Here is a 16,667-nt window from a genome sequence, read left to right on the forward strand (position 1 = left end):
TCGGGGGGCGGCTCCACGGGGGCTCGCCCGCTCCGCCAGCCTTCGCCGGGTGCGGGCGGGCGCAGTAGAGCAGAAGGTCCCCAAGGTCACCCCGACCTTGTCGGCGCATCTCGCTCGTGACCCGACCGGATGGGCGGCGACGTTGTCCCCCCGGGACTTTCGGCCCTGCTCGTATCAGGACAAAGACGGGTATTGCTGGCAGGACTGAACAGCGTGTCGAGTGCGTCCATCGGCGGGCGAGCTGTGCGCCCGTTCGATCACTTCGCCCACGAGGTCGTGGGAAGAACGGTCCCGGGTCGGGTCGGCCTGGGGAGTCCGCCGGGTGGAAGGAACCTCATGTCATCGCAACTGGTCGCGCAAGCTGGGTCACAGAGTCGGCATCGACGCCGTGGCGTTCGCCGTGCGGGGCTCGCCTCGATCTCGATCTCTGTCGTCGTCGCCGCCATGATCCTTCCGGCAGGCCAGAGCGGTGCGGTCGGTGCCGCACCAGCCGTGCCCGCCGCACTGCCGTCCGGCCCCACGGACTCCTCCGTGGTGCCCCACTACTTCGGGCCGTCGCCGAACTGGGCCAACAGCCCGTTCACGCTCCCCACCGCGAGCGTGGCGATCACCGGAGACGGTGCGGGCGCCGAGGGGGCGGCCACGGTCGACCCCGTCTCTGGCGGGATCGCCAGCGTCGAGGTGACCGCGCCGGGCAGCGGATACACGACTGCGCCCCAGGTCACCATCACCGGCGGCGACGGGACCGCGGCTGCGGTCGCGACCATCGCGAGCACGGGAGTGGTGACCCGCTACGTCGTGGACGACCCCGGTGCCGGCTACACGGCCTTAGCGGTCACGGTCGACGGCGGCGGCGGCACGGGTGCCACTGCGACGGCTGCGGGCGGCGTCGATGCCGTGATCATCGCGGACGGCGGTGCGGGGTACACGATGCCCACCGTCGAGTTCGACCTGCCCAGCCTCCCCGAGGGCACCCAGGCGAAGGGCCACGTGCCGATGATCGCCAACGGTGACGCGGTCGACGGCATGGACGCCACCGGTGTCATCACGGCTGTCGTCGTCGACGAGCCGGGCTCCGGCTACACCAGCGCGCCGGGGGTCGCGATCCACAACGGCACGATCTTCGACCCGATCGCCGGTGCGACGTCCGCCCAGGTCAGCGCGACGCTCGCGCTCTCCCAGGTGATGTCGCTCGAGCTCGGCGCGGACTACACGAGCGCGCCGACGGTCACGGTGAGCGATCCGGACGGCACCGGCTCCGGTGCGGCCGTGACCGCACGGACGTCCATCGGCGCCGTCACCGGCATCGAGGTCACCCAGCCGGGCAGCGGCTACCTCACGGTCGGCATGCGCAAGTTCCAGGACGCGCTGCCGCTGCCGTGCGACCCGGCGGGTGCCGGCTGCCCGACCGACCCGTCCGCCAAGTTCCTGCCGGTCGCGGTCCCCGAGGCCAAGACCTACGGCACCCAGGCGGCCGACGAGTACGTCATCGGCCTGGTCCAGTACCGGTCGACGTTCAGCTCCGACCTGCCGGCCTCCCTCGTGCGCGGTTACGTGCAGCTCGAGACGGCCGCCAACGCAGCCGTCAGCCAGCACTTCCCGCTGGTCAACGAGCTGCTGGACGGCACCTCGACGCCGGCAACCGACGCCAACGGCCAGCAGTACTTCGCCGTGACGAGCCCGCAGTACCTCGGCCCGATCATCGCCGCCACCAAGGACCGCCCGGTGCGGATCGTCTTCCGCAACCTGCTCCCCACGGGCTCGGCCGGTGACCTCTTCCTGCCGACCGACAGCAGCCTGATGGGCTCGGGGATGGGCCCGATGACGATGGCCGACCCGGTCGACCAGGGCACGGTGCTCGACGCGGTGCGCAACCCGGAGTGCTCGCAGTACCCCAAGCCCGACAGCTGCTTCGCGGACAACCGCGCCACCCTGCACCTGCACGGTGGCATCACGCCGTGGATCAGTGACGGGACGCCGCACCAGTGGATCACGCCGGCCGGCGAGTCGACCGCGTGGCCGCAGGGCGTGAGCGTGAGCGAGGTGCCCGACATGGCGACGTCCGGCTGCACGGCGGGCGACGACGGGTGCCAGACCTTCTACTACACGAACCAGCAGAGTGCGCGGCTGATGTTCTACCACGACCACTCCTGGGGCATCACCCGACTGAACGTCTACGCGGGCGAGGCCGCCGGGTACATGATCAGCGACCCCACCGAGCGTGCGCTGGTCGACTCCGGGACGATCCCCGGTGCCGGCGACACGATCCCGCTCATCGTCCAGGACAAGACGTTCGTGCCCGGAGCCGAGCAGCTCGCGGCGCAGGACCCCACGTGGGACACCGACCGGTGGGGCACGAAGGGGAGCTTCTGGTACCACCACGTCTACATGCCGGCGCAGAACCCCGGTGACCCGTCTGGCATGAGCGCGTACGGGCGCTGGATGTACGGACCATGGTTCTGGCCACCGGCCGCCGACACGAAGTACGGGCCGATCGCGAACCCGTACTACAACCCGGCCTGCAACCTGGACGTGCCGTCGACGTGGCAGTACGACACGGACCCGTTCTGCGAGCCCGAGCTGATCCCTGGCACGCCGAACATCTCGGTGGGCATGGAGCAGTTCAACGACACCCCGCTCGTGAACGGGGTGGCCTACCCGACGGTCACGCTGGAGCCGAAGACCTACCGGATGCGCGTCCTCAACGCGGCGAACGACCGGTTCTTCAACTTCCAGTGGTACCTCGCCGACGCGACGCAGGGTGACGGGACCACCGAGGTGGCGCTCGACGCCGACCTGCTCGCGCGGGCGCAGACCGACCCGACGGTCTTCCCGACACCCGTCGGCGCGCACAACAGCGCCGCGGGGCCGGACTGGGTGCAGATCGCGAGCGAGGGCGGCTTCCTGCCGGCCCCGACCGTGATCGACGGGCAGCAGCCGACGACGTGGATCACCGACCCGACGCGCTTCGACGTCGGGAACGTGGACAAGCACTCGCTGCTCCTGGCACCGGCCGAGCGCGCGGACGTGATCGTGGACTTCTCGAAGTTCGCGGGGAGCACGCTCATCCTGTACAACGACGCCCCCGCCGCGTTCCCGGCTCGTGTGCCGTCGTACGACTACTACACCGGCGCACCCGACCTCAGCCCGGTCGGCGCCCCGGCGATCCTGCCCGGGTACGGCCCGAACACGCGGACCGTCATGCAGGTGAAGATCGCGGCCACCACACCGGCGGCACCCTTCAACCTGACGCGGCTTCAGGCGGCGTTCAAGCACAACGCCCAGGGCACGGGTGTGTTCGAGTCCGGACAGCACCCGGTGATCGTCGGCCAGGCCGCGTACAACAGCGCCTACGGCTCGTCGTTCGCGGCGAGCAGCAACTGCAACGCCAAGGGCTCGCCGCTGCAGAGGTGCGACGGTCTCGTCCGCATCAACGACACCACGACCTTCGGGTTCAACACGTTGCGTGGACAGACGACGAAGTCGTCGGTCACGCTGCAACCCAAGGCCATCCACGACGAGATGAACGCGACCACGTTCGACGAGTTCGGCCGCATGCAGGCCAACCTCGGCGTCGAGGCGCAGCCGCCGACACCGGGGGCGCAGAACGTCACCCTGTATCCCTACGTCAACCCGGCGACCGAGATCATCGACGGCACCGCGCTCCCGAGCGCGGACGTCAAGGTGACACCCGTGTCGTCGACGTCCGACGGGATGCAGATCTGGCGGTTCACGCACAACGGCGTCGACACCCACCCGATCCACTTCCACCTGTACGACGTGCAGGTGCTCAACCGGGTGACGTGGGACAACATCATCATCCCGCCCGACCCGAACGAGCTGGGCTGGAAGGACACCGTCCGGATCGCCCCGCTCGAGGACACGATCGTCGCGCTGCGGCCGATCATCCCGAAGGTCCCGTTCGAGGTGCCGAACTCGGTGCGGGCACTCAGCCCGATGATGCCGATCGGCTCGACCGCGATGTTCAACAACGTCGACGTCCAGGGCAACCCCACGACGCCGATCTCGAACACGCTGGTGAACTTCGGGTGGGAGTACGTCTACCACTGCCACATCCTCAGCCACGAGGAGATGGACATGATGCGACCGGTCAGCCTCGCGCTGCCACCGATCGCACCCGATGCGCCGACGTTCACGACGACGGGCAACGGGCGCAACCGGCGCATCGTCGTCACCTGGGTGGACAACTCGATCACGGAGACCGACTTCCTGGTGCAACGCTCCACGGACGGGTCGACGTGGAACACGGTGGGCACACCGCGGATCCAGCCGCTCCTCGGCAACGTCCACGGCACGCGCACCTACATCGACCCGACATCGAACGCGTCCGCGGCGGCGCTCTACCGGATCGTCGCGCGCAACGCGGTGGGCTACGGCGGGCAGTTCCCGAGCGTGACGGTGCAGAGCATGTCCGGCACCGCGGCCGTGAACGCACCTGCGGCACCGACCGGACTCACGGCGACGCCGCAGGCGGGACCGCGGGTGGCGCTGGCGTGGAACGACGCGGCCAACAACGAGACCGGCTACGTGGTGCAGCGCTCGACCGGCGCAGGGGTGTGGACGCAGCTTGCGGCGCTCCCCGCCGGCGCAAGGAGCTACGCCGACACGAGCGTCACGCTCGGGTCCGCCTACTCCTACCGGGTGGGGGCCGTGAACGTCGCGGGCACCGTCCTGGGCTCCGTGGTGGACGTGACCGTGAACGCACCGGCAGCGCCGGCGCCGGCCGCGAGCGCGGCTCGGAGCAGCGGCACCCGGGAGCGGGTCACGGTGACCTGGGCGGATGTGGCGAGCGAGACCGGCTACACCGTGCAGTGGAGCTCGAACGGCACCACGGTGACCGGTTCGGCGAACCGTGCGGCGAACTCCACGAGCTACACCACAGGAAACCTGGCAATCCAGGTCTGGTACGTCCGCGTCGGTGCGACCAACGCGCTCGGCACCACCTGGTCCGGCTGGGTGACCGTCCCGGCGGCGCCATGACGACGCCGACCTGAGCGGTGGGGCCGCACGAGCCACTCGTGCGGCCCCACCGTCTGCGCCGAGGTCGGCGGCGCGATTCAGCCGCTCGTGGGAACAGGCAAGGTGCGTGTCGCGTGTCAGGACCGTCCCGCGCGACGACACGCGCTTAACCTGCCACCGGCCGAGCCCGCTCCCTGTCCCCGAACCCGGCCGCCACGCACATGTCGATGCCCCCACGCGAGACGCCGGTCCGGTCCAGGCCGCCGGCCTCCTCAGCCGTGCCGCCGAGTCGACTGCGGCGTCGGACGGGTGCCGTCCTTCTCGCCGCGGTGATGGCGCTGACCGGTACCGGTGGCGCCAGCTGGGCCGACGGCATCGACGACCGCCGTGCCGAGGCGGAACGGCGCAGCAGTGAAGCCGACCGACGCGCCGAGGAGCTGGAGGCCTCCATCGAGGGTCTCAGTGCCGAGCTGAGCCAGGCCGCGCTCGACCTGCAGGCTACCCAGGCGCGGCTGCCCGAGGCTCAGGCCGAGCTCGAGGACGCCCGGGCGGTGCTGGAGGCGACCCAGCGCGAGGCCGCCATGCTCGCCGGCCGGCTCCAGGACGCGACGGACCTGCGCGGCAGCCTCACCTCGACCATTGCCGCAGACCGTGCCGACGAGGTGGAGCTCCGGGCGGCGGTGGGAGCGATGGCGCGGGAGGCCTACCGGGGTGCACCCGGGGTCTCCGCCATGGACGTGATGCTCGACGCCGAGAACGCCACCGACTTCCTCGACAACGCCCGGCTCGTCGATGCGGCGCTGCGAAGCCAGGCTCGCGTCCTGGACGAGCTGCGCCAGGTCGACGCGAACAACCGCAACAGCGAGGCCCGGCTGGGCGCTGTCACCGATCGCGTCGCCGAGCTGAAGGAGCAGGCCGAGGCGAACGTCATCGCCGCCGCCGAGGCCCAGCGGGTCGCTCAGGCGCGCGAGGACGAGATCAACCAACTCATCGCTGACCAGAGCGCCAGGCAGGACGCGATCGCGTCCCTCAAGACGCAGGCCGAGGCCGAGCAGACCGAGATCGACGCCGAGCGGGCCGCCATCGAGCGCGACCTCGTCGCGATCATCGCCGAGCAACGAGCCGCCCGCGAGGCTGCCGAGGCCGCAGCACGTGCGGCCGAGGCAGCGGCGCGCGCGGCCGCCGAAGCCGCTGCCCGCGCTGCCGCCGAAGCCGCCGGGCGGGAACCACCACCCCCGCCGCCGCCCCCGCCGGCACAGGTTCAGCCTCCGGTGGGGGCGGTGTCCGGAGCTCTGTTCGCCAACCCCACGTCGATCAACCCCATGTACGTGACCTCGGAGTACGGCATGCGGCTGCACCCGATCCTGGGCTACGTGCGCCTGCACGCCGGGATCGATCTGCGCACCGGGTGCAACACGCCCCTGTACGCGCCGCGCGACGCGACCGTGCTCTGGTCGCAGTGGCGCAACGGCTTCGGCAACCAGGTCATGCTCGACTACGGCACGGTCGAGGGAAACTCGGTGATGAGCAGCTCCAACCACCTGACCCGCTCGATCGTCAGGGCGGGGCAGGACGTCGCCAGGGGGCAGCTGATCGGCTACGCCGGCAACACGGGTCTGTCCGGTGCGTGCCACCTGCACTTCGAGGTGTACGTGAACGGCTCCACCGTCAACCCGCGACCTCTGCTGGGCCGCTGAGCGCCAGCGGGCGGGGCCGATCAGACGCGGCTGGGGACTCGTTCGCCGAGCGGGTGAACCCGTCACCCTCCCGTCTCGTCTCCACTGTGTGGGGCCCATCGTGGGCTCGCGGAGGAGGGGTTGACGATGACGACGATCCTGAGGCGTGTCGTGACGGCGGCGGCGATCGTGGCGACCGCTGGGTTGCTCAGTGCTCCCGCGGCCTTCGCCGGCGGCGAGCACGGGGGTGGTGGTGGGCGGACCATCCTGAGGGCGGAGCTGGCGGGCAGCCTGACGACCGACCCGGTGCTGTTCGGGACGACGCCCGGCGGAGCCGACTGGGTGATCGGCGACGGCGAGGCGCGGCTGCGCCAGAACGGTCGGCTGGACGTCCGGGTCGAGGGCCTCGTCCTGACGTCGACCGGCGCCAACCCCGTCCCGCAGCTGGCGGCGAGCATCGCGTGCAACGGGACCGTGGTCGTGACGACGGCGATCGTGCCGTTCTCGCCCACGGGTGACGCGGTGATCCACGCCCGGGTCGCCCTTCCGGAGCGGTGCATCGCCCCTGTCGTGCTGCTCAACCCCCGCGGGAACGCTGCGGTCTACATCGGGGTGACCGGCACGGAGGCCTGAGGCGGGTCCGGTCCACCGCTTCCTCGGCGGTCGATGTCGGTGATCAGCCCTCCCGGAGGCATGCGTTCGACGAGCCCTGTCCCTCGGGTCGCCGATCGGGGGCGTTCGGCAATTGCCGAGGACCGCGCTCGCAACAGCGGTGTCGGGGACGTCCGGCCCGGGTATCCGTCCGGGGCCTGGTCCTAGGCTCGGGAGATGGACCGCGGGCGGGTCGTAGGGCTGCTCCCCGGCGTCGGTGTGGCCAGGAGCTACGAGCGCGCGTGGCTGCGACCGGACCTGGTCGCCGGCGCGACGCTCGTCGCGGTCGCGATACCCGCGGGCATGGCCTACGCCACGGCCGCAGGGCTGCCGCCGGTCACAGGCCTGTACGCGACGATCGTCCCCTTTCCGTCTATGCGCTCGTCGGTCCGTCGCGGGTGCTCGTGCTCGGCCCGGACTCATCGCTCGCGCCGATGATCGGAGCCGCGGTGCTGCCGCTCGCGCTGGGCGACGCCGACCGAGCCGTCGCGCTGGCCGGCCTGCTCGCGGTGCTCATGGGGCTCATGCTCGTCGGCGGTCGCGTGCTGCGGCTGGGGTTCCTCACCGGCCTGCTGTCGATGCCGATCCGCGTCGGGTACATGAACGGGATCGCGCTGGTCGTCATCGCCGGCCAGCTGCCCAAGCTGCTCGGCATCTCGGTGCCCCCCGGCCCGGTCTGGGAGCACCTCGGCCTGACGGTCACCGGTGTCGCCGACGGTCAGGTCGACCGCGCCGCGGCCGCGATCGGCGTCGGATCCCTCGCGGTCATCGTCGTGGCGCGCGCGCTGGGTTCCACCGCGAAGGGCATCGTCCTGGCGGTCGTCGGGGCGAGCGTGCTGACCGCTGCGCTCGGGCTCGCCGACCAGATCCCCGTCGTGGGTGCGCTGCCGTCCGGCCTCCCGACACCGGCCCTCGCGGGCGTCGAACCCGCAGACGTGCTCGCGCTCGTCGGTCCGGCGGCAGGCATCGCGCTCATCACCTTCGCCGACACGACCGTGCTCTCGCGTGCTCTCAGCGGCAGCCGCGGGGAGGCCGTCGACGGCAGCCAGGAGATGGGTGCGCTGGGCGCCTCGAACCTCGCGACCGGGCTGCTCGGTGGCTTCCCTGTCTCGGGCAGCGCGTCGCGCACGCCGGTCGCGGTCCAGGCGGGCGCCCGCACGCAGCTGACCGGCGTCGTGGCCGCGGTCCTGCTCGTCGTCTTCATGCTGGTCGCGCCCGGCCTGTCGGAGTACCTGCCGTCGGCGACGCTGGCCGCGGTCGTCATCGCCGCCGCGTCCTCGTTCGTCGACGTGCACACGTTCGTCCGCCTCGTCCGGATGAGCCGCAGCGACGCGGCGCTGCTGGTGGCGGCGTTCCTCGGCGTGGCCTTCGTCGGCGTGCTGCAAGGCATCGCCGTCGCCGTGGCCCTGTCGCTCGCGGTGTTCGTGCGCCGGGCGTGGGAGCCCTACCGTGCCGAGCTGGTCAGCGTGGACGGCGTTCCGGGGTTCCACGACCTCAGCCGGCACCCGGAGGGGGAGCGGGTCCCGGGCCTGGTGATCGCGCGGTTCGACGCGCCCCTCTTCTTCGCCAACGGCGACGTGTTCGATACGTGGGTTCGCGGACTCGTCGCGGACGCTCCGGCGCCGGTACGCCGCGTGATCATCGCGTCGGAACCGATCACGGGCCTCGACACGACCGCGCTCGACGAGCTCGTCGAGCTGGACGACCACCTCGCCGCGCTCGGGGTCGACCTGGTGTTCGCGGAGATGAAGGGCCCGGTCAAGGACCGCCTGGTGCGCTTCGGTGTCGGCAGCCGGTTCGGGCCCGACCACTTCTACCCCACCGTGCACAGTGCCGTGCGGGCCTACCGCGCCGAGCGGGCCGGTCCGACGGACGGGCCCGATGCGGGCTGACGGCTCCGGCGGCCGCCGGGAGCTTCCGTCGTGTCAGCCGGGAGAAGGACCGTCTCGGCGCTCCCGAACGGACGCGGTTGAGCGACGGGGATGAACGAGGCGGCACGCTGCCGGGCGTGCCTGTCGCGTTCGCGCGTCGTCATGGGTGCGCTCCTGGGTCACTCGATGCCGGCCGGCCCGACCCGTGCACCGTCGGGAACGACCGCGGCCTCCCCGAGGTCGCTCAGCACGGCGTCACCCACGACGACGACATCCCGCCCGAAGCCCCAGTCACCCCTGACCCGCAGCGATGTCGCGTCGGCGAGGGACGGGGTGTGCGGCACGCGGGCGTCGAAGGAGGCGATGAGCGCGAAGCGCCCGGGGTCGAGGTCGACGTAGGGCGCGTCGACGCGGGCCGTCAGACGGAAGTCGTCCCCGAGCTCGTGGACGTCCGACCGGAGGACGAGCAGGTCGTTCGTCGTCTTGACCGGCAGGAACCGCGAGCGGTCGACCTCGAGCACCACGGCACCGTCGAACACCTCGATCGCTGCACCCATGGCCGACTCGATCTGGACCACCTTCGGCGATGCCTTGTCACTGGGGTCCACGGTCTTCTCGTTGCGGATGAGCGGCAGGTCGAGGACCCCGCCCGTGCGGTCGAGCTCCGCCGCGAGCGCCTCCAGGTCGAGCCAGAGGTTGTTCGTGTTGAAGTACTTGTGGGTCTCGATGTCGCCGGCTGCGTCGGCGTCGCCGGGGAGCGTCTGCGCGGACTCGCGCAGCACCAGCCGGCCGTCGGTCCGACGGACCACGAGGTGGCCGCCCTTGCGGTCGGCGGTGGTGCGGCGCGCGACCTCGGCGGCGAACGGGGCACCGGACGCCGCGAACCACCCGGCGATGCGCGCGTCGGGGGCCGCGCCGAGGTTGTCGGAGTTTGACACCGTCGCGTACCTGAAGCCGGCGTCGAGGAGGGCCTGGAGCACGCCGGACGTCTGCAGCGCGGTGTAGAGGTCGCCGTGGCCCGGCGGGCACCACTCGAGGTCGGGGTCCGCCGGCCACGCCACGGGGGTGAGGTCATCGACGAGCAGCTTGGGCTCGCGGTTCTGGACGAAGTCGAGCGGCAGCCCGTCGACGGGCAGATCGGGATAGTCGGCGAGCGCACGGAGGGTGTCGTCCTGGGTCCGGAAGCTGTTCATGAGGACGAGGGGCAGCCGGGCGCCGGTCGCCGCGCGCGCTGCGAGCACCTGGCCGGCGATCACGTCCAGGAACGTCCTGTCGCCACGCACACGCAGAAGGGACTTTGCGCGGTCCATCCCCATCGACGTGCCGAGTCCGCCGTTGAGCTTGACGACCGCGGTCACCGCCAGCGCGGCGCGGGCGACCTCCTCGTCGACGTCGAGGTCGGCGGCGTGCGGCACGTCGGTCAGCGGATCGACGTCGGTCTCCGGGATCACGCCGGTCTCGCCGGACTCCAGGAGTCCGTAGAAGCGGGTGAAGACGTCGACGGCGATGGGGTGCACCGCTCCGTCGCTCATCTTGCGCTGGGCCTGGGCGAGTCCGTGGGCGCTCATGGCGTCGATGCTAGGCGGCTCGACACGGACGCTGCATGTCTGGTGACCGCTGTCACGCAACGGTCCGGGCATGGCCGTCAGGTCTCGAGCGACTGTGCGACAGCACGGCGGCCGCCGCCGGTCGGTGGAGCGCAGATGCCGCTCCGACGGGTTCCAGGATGCAAGAAGCGGCGCGGCTCCATGAGGAACGCGCGCGGCCGACCTGCGGTAATGATGGTGGGCGATGCGGGGATCGAACCAGTGACCGCTCCCGTGTCAGGCAGAAGAACAACGTTCGCTGGCGTTCGCCAGCAGTCGTTTGCGCTGGTCAACGAGTGCGCGCGACTCCCGCAGCCCGGCGACTGCTCGGGGCACCCCGAACGTGGACACGCTGCTGTCGGAGTCGCAGATGCGATCAGTAGCCGGCGTCGCAGTCCAGGCCGGCGAGCACGTGGCCGGTCGCGGAGAGGCCCAAGCGGGTCGCACCCGCGTCGATGAGGGCGACTGCGTCTGCGGCCGTGCGGATGCCCCCAGATGCCTTGACGCCCAGCGCGGGACCCACGGTCGCGCGCATCAGCTCGACGGCGTGCACCGTGGCGCCGCCGGCCGGGTGGAACCCCGTGGACGTCTTGACGAAGTCGGCGCCCGCGGCCACAGCTGCTCGACAGACGCCGACGATCTGCGCGTCGTCGAGCGCCGCGGACTCGATGATGACCTTCAGCACCCCGGGTGCCGGCACCGCGGCCCGGACGGCGACGATGTCAGCCTCGACCGCGGCAAAGTTCCCGGCCTTGGCTGCGCCGATGTCGATCACCATGTCCACCTCGTCGGCCCCCTGCTGCATCGACAGTGCCGCCTCGGCAGCCTTGACCGAGCTGTCGTGCTTGCCGGAGGGGAAGCCGCACACCACAGCGAGCCGCAGGTTCGGCGCCTCGGAGAGGTCCAGCGGCAGGAACGACGGCGAGACGCACACCGAGTAGACGCCCAGCCGCGCCCCTTCGGCCACCAGGGCGGCGACGTCCGCGGCCGTGGCCTCGGGCTTGAGCAGGGTGTGGTCGACGTACTGGGCGAGCGCAGTGGGGTCGATGGTGATGGCGGTGGTCGTGGTCATCGGGTTCTCCTGTCGATCTCGGCGGCCGAGACCGTCCGGATCACGTGGTCGAGGGTCAGCGCAACGGAGGGCGCCCAACGCGGCGCTGGCTCGGGGCCGTCGCCCAGGAGGACCCAGTCATGCGCTCATCCATGCCCGTCACCGTGCAGGCGCCCGCTCACCGAGCACTCGGATACCCACACTGAGGGAGCAAACGGCGCCAGAGGTGGGCCTTTGGGCCCTCCGTGGAGCGCTCCTGCGGTCCGCGACGGGGGGTTGGTTGGGGGACGGGCATTCCTACGAGGCCGCCGGCCACGCCAACGACCATCGGCGCGGCACCCTCTCGGAGGACATCGACAGTGATCCGCACGCTCGACATCGCGACCCGCAGTGTCCAGCTGATCCGTTGCTGAAGCGCGGAGCGTGCGCATCGTCAGGCGGAGACGTGGCGTCAACCGAGCGAGAGCTGGGCGAGCTCGCCACGGGAGCTGACGCCCGTCTTGGCGAAGCAGTTGCGCAGGTGGAAGCCGACAGTTCGTGGTGACACCCAACAGTGGGCGGCGACTTCCTTGTTCGACATCCCTTGGCTGACCAGCTGCGCGACCTGGAGCTCCATCGGGGTGAGCTGCACCAGGGTGCTGACGTCGCGGGTGCGTGCTGTCTCACCGGCTGCCCGCAGCTCTCGAGCGGCCACCGCGCTCAGTGGCGCGGCGCGCAGGTCCTCGAAGCTCTCGAGCGCCCGGCGCAGGTGGAGGCGCGCGTCGACGCGATGCTGCGCGCGTCGCAGGTGCTGACCGTAGGCGAGATGTGTGCGGGCGAGGTCGAACGGCCGGGCGGCGTTCACGTAGTGGGTCAGGGACTGCTCGAAGTGCGCCGGTGCAGCGGCCTGTGGCGAGAGCAGCGCTCGAGCGTGCTCGACGGCTCCAAGGGCCCAGGGCCATCGGGTGCCCTGGGCGAACGGCACGAGCTCGCCGAGCCACTCGGTCGCCTGCTCGGGCTGGTCGGCGTGGACTGCAGCAGTGATCCGGTCGATCGCTGCCATCCGGGTGAGGGCTGGGACGCGCATCTGGGTGACGTGGTGGATCGCGACTTCGGCGGCGCCCGCCTGTGCCGCTCGGGCGCCGTCGGCCCACCGGATCAGATCGGCTGTCGGCGCGGCGAGGATCCCGAGCGGGTGGTGCTCGACGACCTCGTCGAGCTCGGCGCGCAGGTCGGGTGCGACGTCCTCGCCCCGGAGCGCTGCGAGCAGCGCGAGCCACGCGAGCGGGGTGGCGGACAGGGCCGGCTGACCGACGCTGGTGCTCAGACGGTGTGCCTCGTCGGCGGACCTTCGGACAGCGGACCACTGACCGGACAGGAACAGCGGAAACGCCTGGCGGGGTAGCGCGTACAGCACGGTCATTCCCGCTCCGCTCTGGCGTCCGGTGCCGAGCATCGCCGCGAAGGCGTGCCCCGCCGTGGTGTCGTCGCCGAGGTGCACTGCGGCCTGTCCCAGATGCGCCAGGAGGTCCGCGTCGCCGTCGACGGCCCCCTGGGCGGCGTCTCTCAGGCGTTCGACCGCCTGTGGCCACTGGTGCTGGGACGCAGCGGTCATGGCCAGCAGCAGGTCGTGCAGAGTCCGAGCGCGTGAGTCGTCCGGATCACCTCCAGGTCGGATCACGATCGCGGGGTCGAGGCGGATCCCGCTGTCCCCGCCGTAAGCGGCGAGGCCCGCTGCGGCGACCGCGAGATCGAGCGCGCGAGCTGGCGTCGTGTCGACGGCGGCGACGGCCGCGGACACGAAGATGCGGTGGGCAGTGGCCGCGGAGCCGACGTTGACCTCGATTCGGCCTCGAAGTCGGTCGATGTCCGCGAGCAGCGAGGGGTCGTCGGCCTCGCCCCGCGCAGCGGTGACGAGGGACCGGGCGCGGGCGGTCAGGCTGGCCGCCCAGGCGTTGCGCGCGGCAGAGAACCGCCGTTCCGCGCGCAGGTCGGCGGCGGGGGAGAGCTCAGCTGCGCGTTCGAAGAAGTCGGCCGCTGCGGCGTGGCCTCCGCGTCGTTCGGAGCGAACACCGGCGCCGTCGAGACGGGCTGCGATCGCCGCGTCCGGTCCGTCCGCCCCGAACGCGTCGTGCCACACCTGGCGGTCCGGCTCACCGACGCCCTCGAGCGCCGCGGCCAGCGCGCGGTGCACGTCCCCTCGCAGGCTTGTGGGCGCGGCCTGATAGAGGGCAGAACGCACGAGAGGATGCCGGACCCGAAGGGTGTCACCCGCTCGGAGCATGAGGCCCGACGCTTCCGCCTCCGCAAAGGCTCGGTCCGGAATGGCGAGGATCTCGGCCGCGCGCCGCACGGTGGCGACGCGTCCGGAGTCGTCGGCCGCGACGATCAGGAGGAAGCGCTGAACCCGCTCGGGGAGGCGCCGAGCGCGGTCGAGAAAGACTCGCTCCATGGCTGCGGTCACGGGCAGCGGCTCGGCGCCCTGCAGCTGGTCCGAGGTCAGGGCTGTGGAGAGCTCGACCAGGGCGAGCGGGTTGCCGCCCGCCTGGCGCAGCACTCGATCGGTCGTGACGGAGTCCTTGGCTCCGGCGTCTAGGTGGTCCTCGACGACCGCCCGCGCGGATGCGTCGTCGAGCTCACGGATGAGCAGCGAGGGCACTCCCGGGTGCGAGAACGAGGTCCCCTGCCCATCGCGCACCGAGAACAGCAGCACGACCTGATCCGCATCCAGCCGGCGGGCTGTGAACAGCAACACGTCCGCGGACGCGGCGTCGAGCCAGTGGGCGTCGTCCACCATGGCGAGCACCGGCTGGTGCTCGGCCGCCTCCGTGACCAGCGACAGCGTCGCGACCGCGACGAGGAACGGGTCGACAGCGTCCCCGTCCTGACGACCGAACGCGAGGTCGAGGGCCCCGGCCTGCGGCGCCGGAATGTGGTCCAGCCGTGGCAGCAGCGGCCGCAGGAGCCGGTGCAGCGACGCGAACGCCAGCGGCGACTCCGACTCGATCCCCTGGGTCCGGAGCACCGTCACCCCGTGACAGGCCTCGGCGAGGTCGTCGAGCAGCGCGGTCTTGCCCGTCCCAGGGTCGCCGTGCAATGCGAGGGTGCCCGCCCGCCCCTGCCGTGCACCGTCGACGAGCGCGGCCAGTCGCGCTCGTTCGACGTCCCTCCCGTGCAGCACACCCCGACGCTACCCAGCCCGGCGCCATCGTGACCGTCCGATCCCGGCACTTTGACCGGGGCGAACCGACGACGAGACGGCGAGGCTCGAGACGGCGGGGGAGTTCCACCGCGTCGACCATCCAGGCGGAAGAGAGCGCGCATCATGGCCACCACATACACGAACCGCGAGACGACGAACGACGGGACGAGGGTGCACGCGTCCGCACGACGCGGACACATCGGATGGGTTGTCGCCGGCTCGCTGACCAGCGGTCTCCTGGCCGCACTGCTCCTGGCCGCCGCACCCTTCGTCCCCCCGCAGGAAGCGACCATCACCGGTGCGGTCCTGTGCGGGTTCGCCCTCGGCTGGACGATGCTTGCCGTGCTCTCGGTGCGAACGACCGACCAGCCCCAGTCATGGGCGGCCGTCCCCGCCGTGGTCATGGGCCTCGGCGGGTTCCTCCTCCTGGTGCTGGGATCCTCCGTGGACCCAGTCCTGAGCTGGGTGTGGCCGCCGGTCGCGCTGACGCTGGTCGTCTGGATGGTCGTGCAGGCCCGCCGCCACCTGCGTAGCCGGAGCCGACGCTGGCTGCTGTACCCGGTCATCGCGATGCTGGCGATGGCCGCGCTGGGCGGGATGTACGAGACGCTCGGCGCAGCCACGGACCCGTCGACGGCGAGGTCCGGGCGGTCGATCGACGTCGGTGGTCGGTCCCTGCACCTGGAGTGCACAGGTACCGGCAGCCCGACCGTCCTGCTGCAGCCCGGTGGTGGCGCGATGTCCGCGCACATGGCGTGGATCGCCCCCCGGGTCGCAGCGAGTACCCGCGTCTGTGTCTACGACCGCCCCGGTCGCGGCGGCAGCGACCCGGTGCAGACCGCACAGGACGCGACGCAGATCGCCGTCGACCTGCACGCGCTGCTGGAGCAGGCGAACGTTCCCGGTCCGTACGTGCTCGCGGGCCACTCCTTCGGAGGCCTCTACGCGCTGACCTACGCCGCCCGCTACCCCGACCAGATCGCCGGCCTGGTGATCATCGACACGACCGCTCCGCGCGATGAACCCCTCGCCGGAGGCCCGGACCGTCCGAAGCGCTACGACCTCGTGGACCGGGTCGCCACCCTGATCTCCACCTCTGCTCGGCTGGGCCTGACGCGTCTGTACGCGACGACCGAAGGTGCCGGCCTGCCGCCCCGATCCGCGAGCGACGTGCGCGCCACCACCGCCACCGGGAGCAACTTCCGCAGCTTCATCGACGAGTTCGCCCAGGCCACCAGCTCCATGGCCGAAGCGTCGTCGTTCACCGACTTCGGCGCACGACCACTGATCGTCCTGACAGCAGGCACCGGTACCGACGCCGCACTGACCGCGAGCCACGAGCGCATCGCCCAGATGTCGAGCAACAGCGCCCACCGCACCATCGCCGACGCGACCCACGACGACCTCATCGCGGACCAGCACGACTCCACGGCGACCAGCCAAGCGATCCTCGACGTGATCACAGCGATCCGGAACGCGACGACCGTGCCCGAGTAGGTCAGGTCTACGGCACCTGCCCGCTGGCCGGGTAGGTGCCCCGACCTCGGGCAACCTCCGCGTCAGGCAGACGAAGGACGTTCGTGGGTGTTCGCCGGGAACCGTTTGCAGAGCTCAGCCGGGATCGACGGTCGCTCATGCTCCCCGCGGACCGGGGGGCAAACGCATGGCACG

At 71.5% G+C, this 16,667-nt stretch carries 9 protein-coding genes; 6 read left to right on the forward strand and 3 right to left on the reverse strand.

Annotation, left to right across the window (positions count from 1 at the left end; genetic code table 11):
• The first annotated feature begins 444 nt into the window (after positions 1-444).
• The 5 genes from HP550_RS10065 (at position 445) to HP550_RS23045 (ending at position 9,199) form a co-directional block, all read left to right on the forward strand.
• Positions 445-5,001 (forward strand): multicopper oxidase domain-containing protein, encoded by a 4,557-nt coding sequence (locus HP550_RS10065; RefSeq protein WP_175347559.1) that lies wholly within the window; start codon positions 445-447, stop codon positions 4,999-5,001.
• A gap of 257 nt (positions 5,002-5,258) precedes the next feature.
• On the forward strand, positions 5,259-6,677 hold the full coding sequence (locus HP550_RS23035) for a M23 family metallopeptidase (RefSeq protein WP_210767934.1): 1,419 nt from the start codon (positions 5,259-5,261) through the stop codon (positions 6,675-6,677).
• Positions 6,678-6,803: 126 nt separating this feature from the next.
• The gene (locus HP550_RS10075) at positions 6,804-7,289 is read left to right on the forward strand and encodes a hypothetical protein (protein WP_175347561.1); all 486 of its coding nucleotides are present in this window, start codon (positions 6,804-6,806) and stop codon (positions 7,287-7,289) included.
• 195 nt (positions 7,290-7,484) lie between these two features.
• Positions 7,485-7,745 carry a SulP family inorganic anion transporter gene (locus tag HP550_RS23040; RefSeq protein WP_343048099.1) on the forward strand — a complete coding sequence of 87 codons (261 nt, stop codon included), beginning with the start codon at positions 7,485-7,487 and terminating at the stop codon, positions 7,743-7,745.
• Positions 7,712-9,199 carry a SulP family inorganic anion transporter gene (locus tag HP550_RS23045; RefSeq protein ID WP_343048127.1) on the forward strand — a complete coding sequence of 496 codons (1,488 nt, stop codon included), beginning with the start codon at positions 7,712-7,714 and terminating at the stop codon, positions 9,197-9,199. The genes HP550_RS23040 and HP550_RS23045 overlap by 34 nt, the downstream gene beginning before the upstream one ends.
• 158 nt (positions 9,200-9,357) lie before the next feature.
• On the opposite strand, the gene HP550_RS10085 is transcribed toward HP550_RS23045, so the two are convergent.
• The 3 genes from HP550_RS10085 to HP550_RS10095 all read right to left on the reverse strand — a co-directional run bounded on the left by HP550_RS10085 (position 9,358) and on the right by HP550_RS10095 (position 14,975).
• Complete coding sequence (locus tag HP550_RS10085; RefSeq protein ID WP_175347562.1) at positions 9,358-10,746, reverse strand: UTP--glucose-1-phosphate uridylyltransferase; 1,389 nt, start codon at positions 10,744-10,746, stop codon at positions 9,358-9,360.
• A 394-nt stretch (positions 10,747-11,140) separates the two neighbouring features.
• Complete coding sequence (gene deoC, locus HP550_RS10090; RefSeq protein WP_175347563.1) at positions 11,141-11,836, reverse strand: deoxyribose-phosphate aldolase; 696 nt, start codon at positions 11,834-11,836, stop codon at positions 11,141-11,143.
• Between the two features lie 430 nt (positions 11,837-12,266).
• Entirely contained in the window at positions 12,267-14,975 is a 2,709-nt protein-coding gene (locus tag HP550_RS10095; RefSeq protein ID WP_175347564.1) for an AAA family ATPase, read from the reverse strand.
• 144 nt (positions 14,976-15,119) lie between these two features.
• Between HP550_RS10095 and HP550_RS10100 the strand changes: the two genes are divergently transcribed.
• Positions 15,120-16,493 (forward strand): alpha/beta hydrolase, encoded by a 1,374-nt coding sequence (locus tag HP550_RS10100; RefSeq protein ID WP_175347565.1) that lies wholly within the window; start codon positions 15,120-15,122, stop codon positions 16,491-16,493.
• Positions 16,494-16,667 lie beyond the last annotated feature (174 nt).

The organism is Cellulomonas humilata, from assembly GCF_013359775.1.
Lineage (GTDB): Bacteria > Actinomycetota > Actinomycetes > Actinomycetales > Cellulomonadaceae > Cellulomonas > Cellulomonas humilata.

Bases quoted from the DNA above. Each gene is read 5' to 3' on its own strand.
- HP550_RS10065 (WP_175347559.1), top strand. From the start codon at position 445: ATGATCCTTCCGGCAGGCCAGAGCGGTGCGGTCGGTGCCGCACCAGCC.
- HP550_RS10075 (WP_175347561.1), top strand. From the start codon at position 6,804: ATGACGACGATCCTGAGGCGTGTCGTGACGGCGGCGGCGATCGTGGCG.
- HP550_RS23040 (WP_343048099.1), top strand. From the start codon at position 7,485: ATGGACCGCGGGCGGGTCGTAGGGCTGCTCCCCGGCGTCGGTGTGGCC.
- HP550_RS10085 (WP_175347562.1), bottom strand. From the start codon at position 10,746: ATGAGCGCCCACGGACTCGCCCAGGCCCAGCGCAAGATGAGCGACGGA.
- deoC (WP_175347563.1), bottom strand. From the start codon at position 11,836: ATGACCACGACCACCGCCATCACCATCGACCCCACTGCGCTCGCCCAG.
- HP550_RS10100 (WP_175347565.1), top strand. From the start codon at position 15,120: ATGGCCACCACATACACGAACCGCGAGACGACGAACGACGGGACGAGG.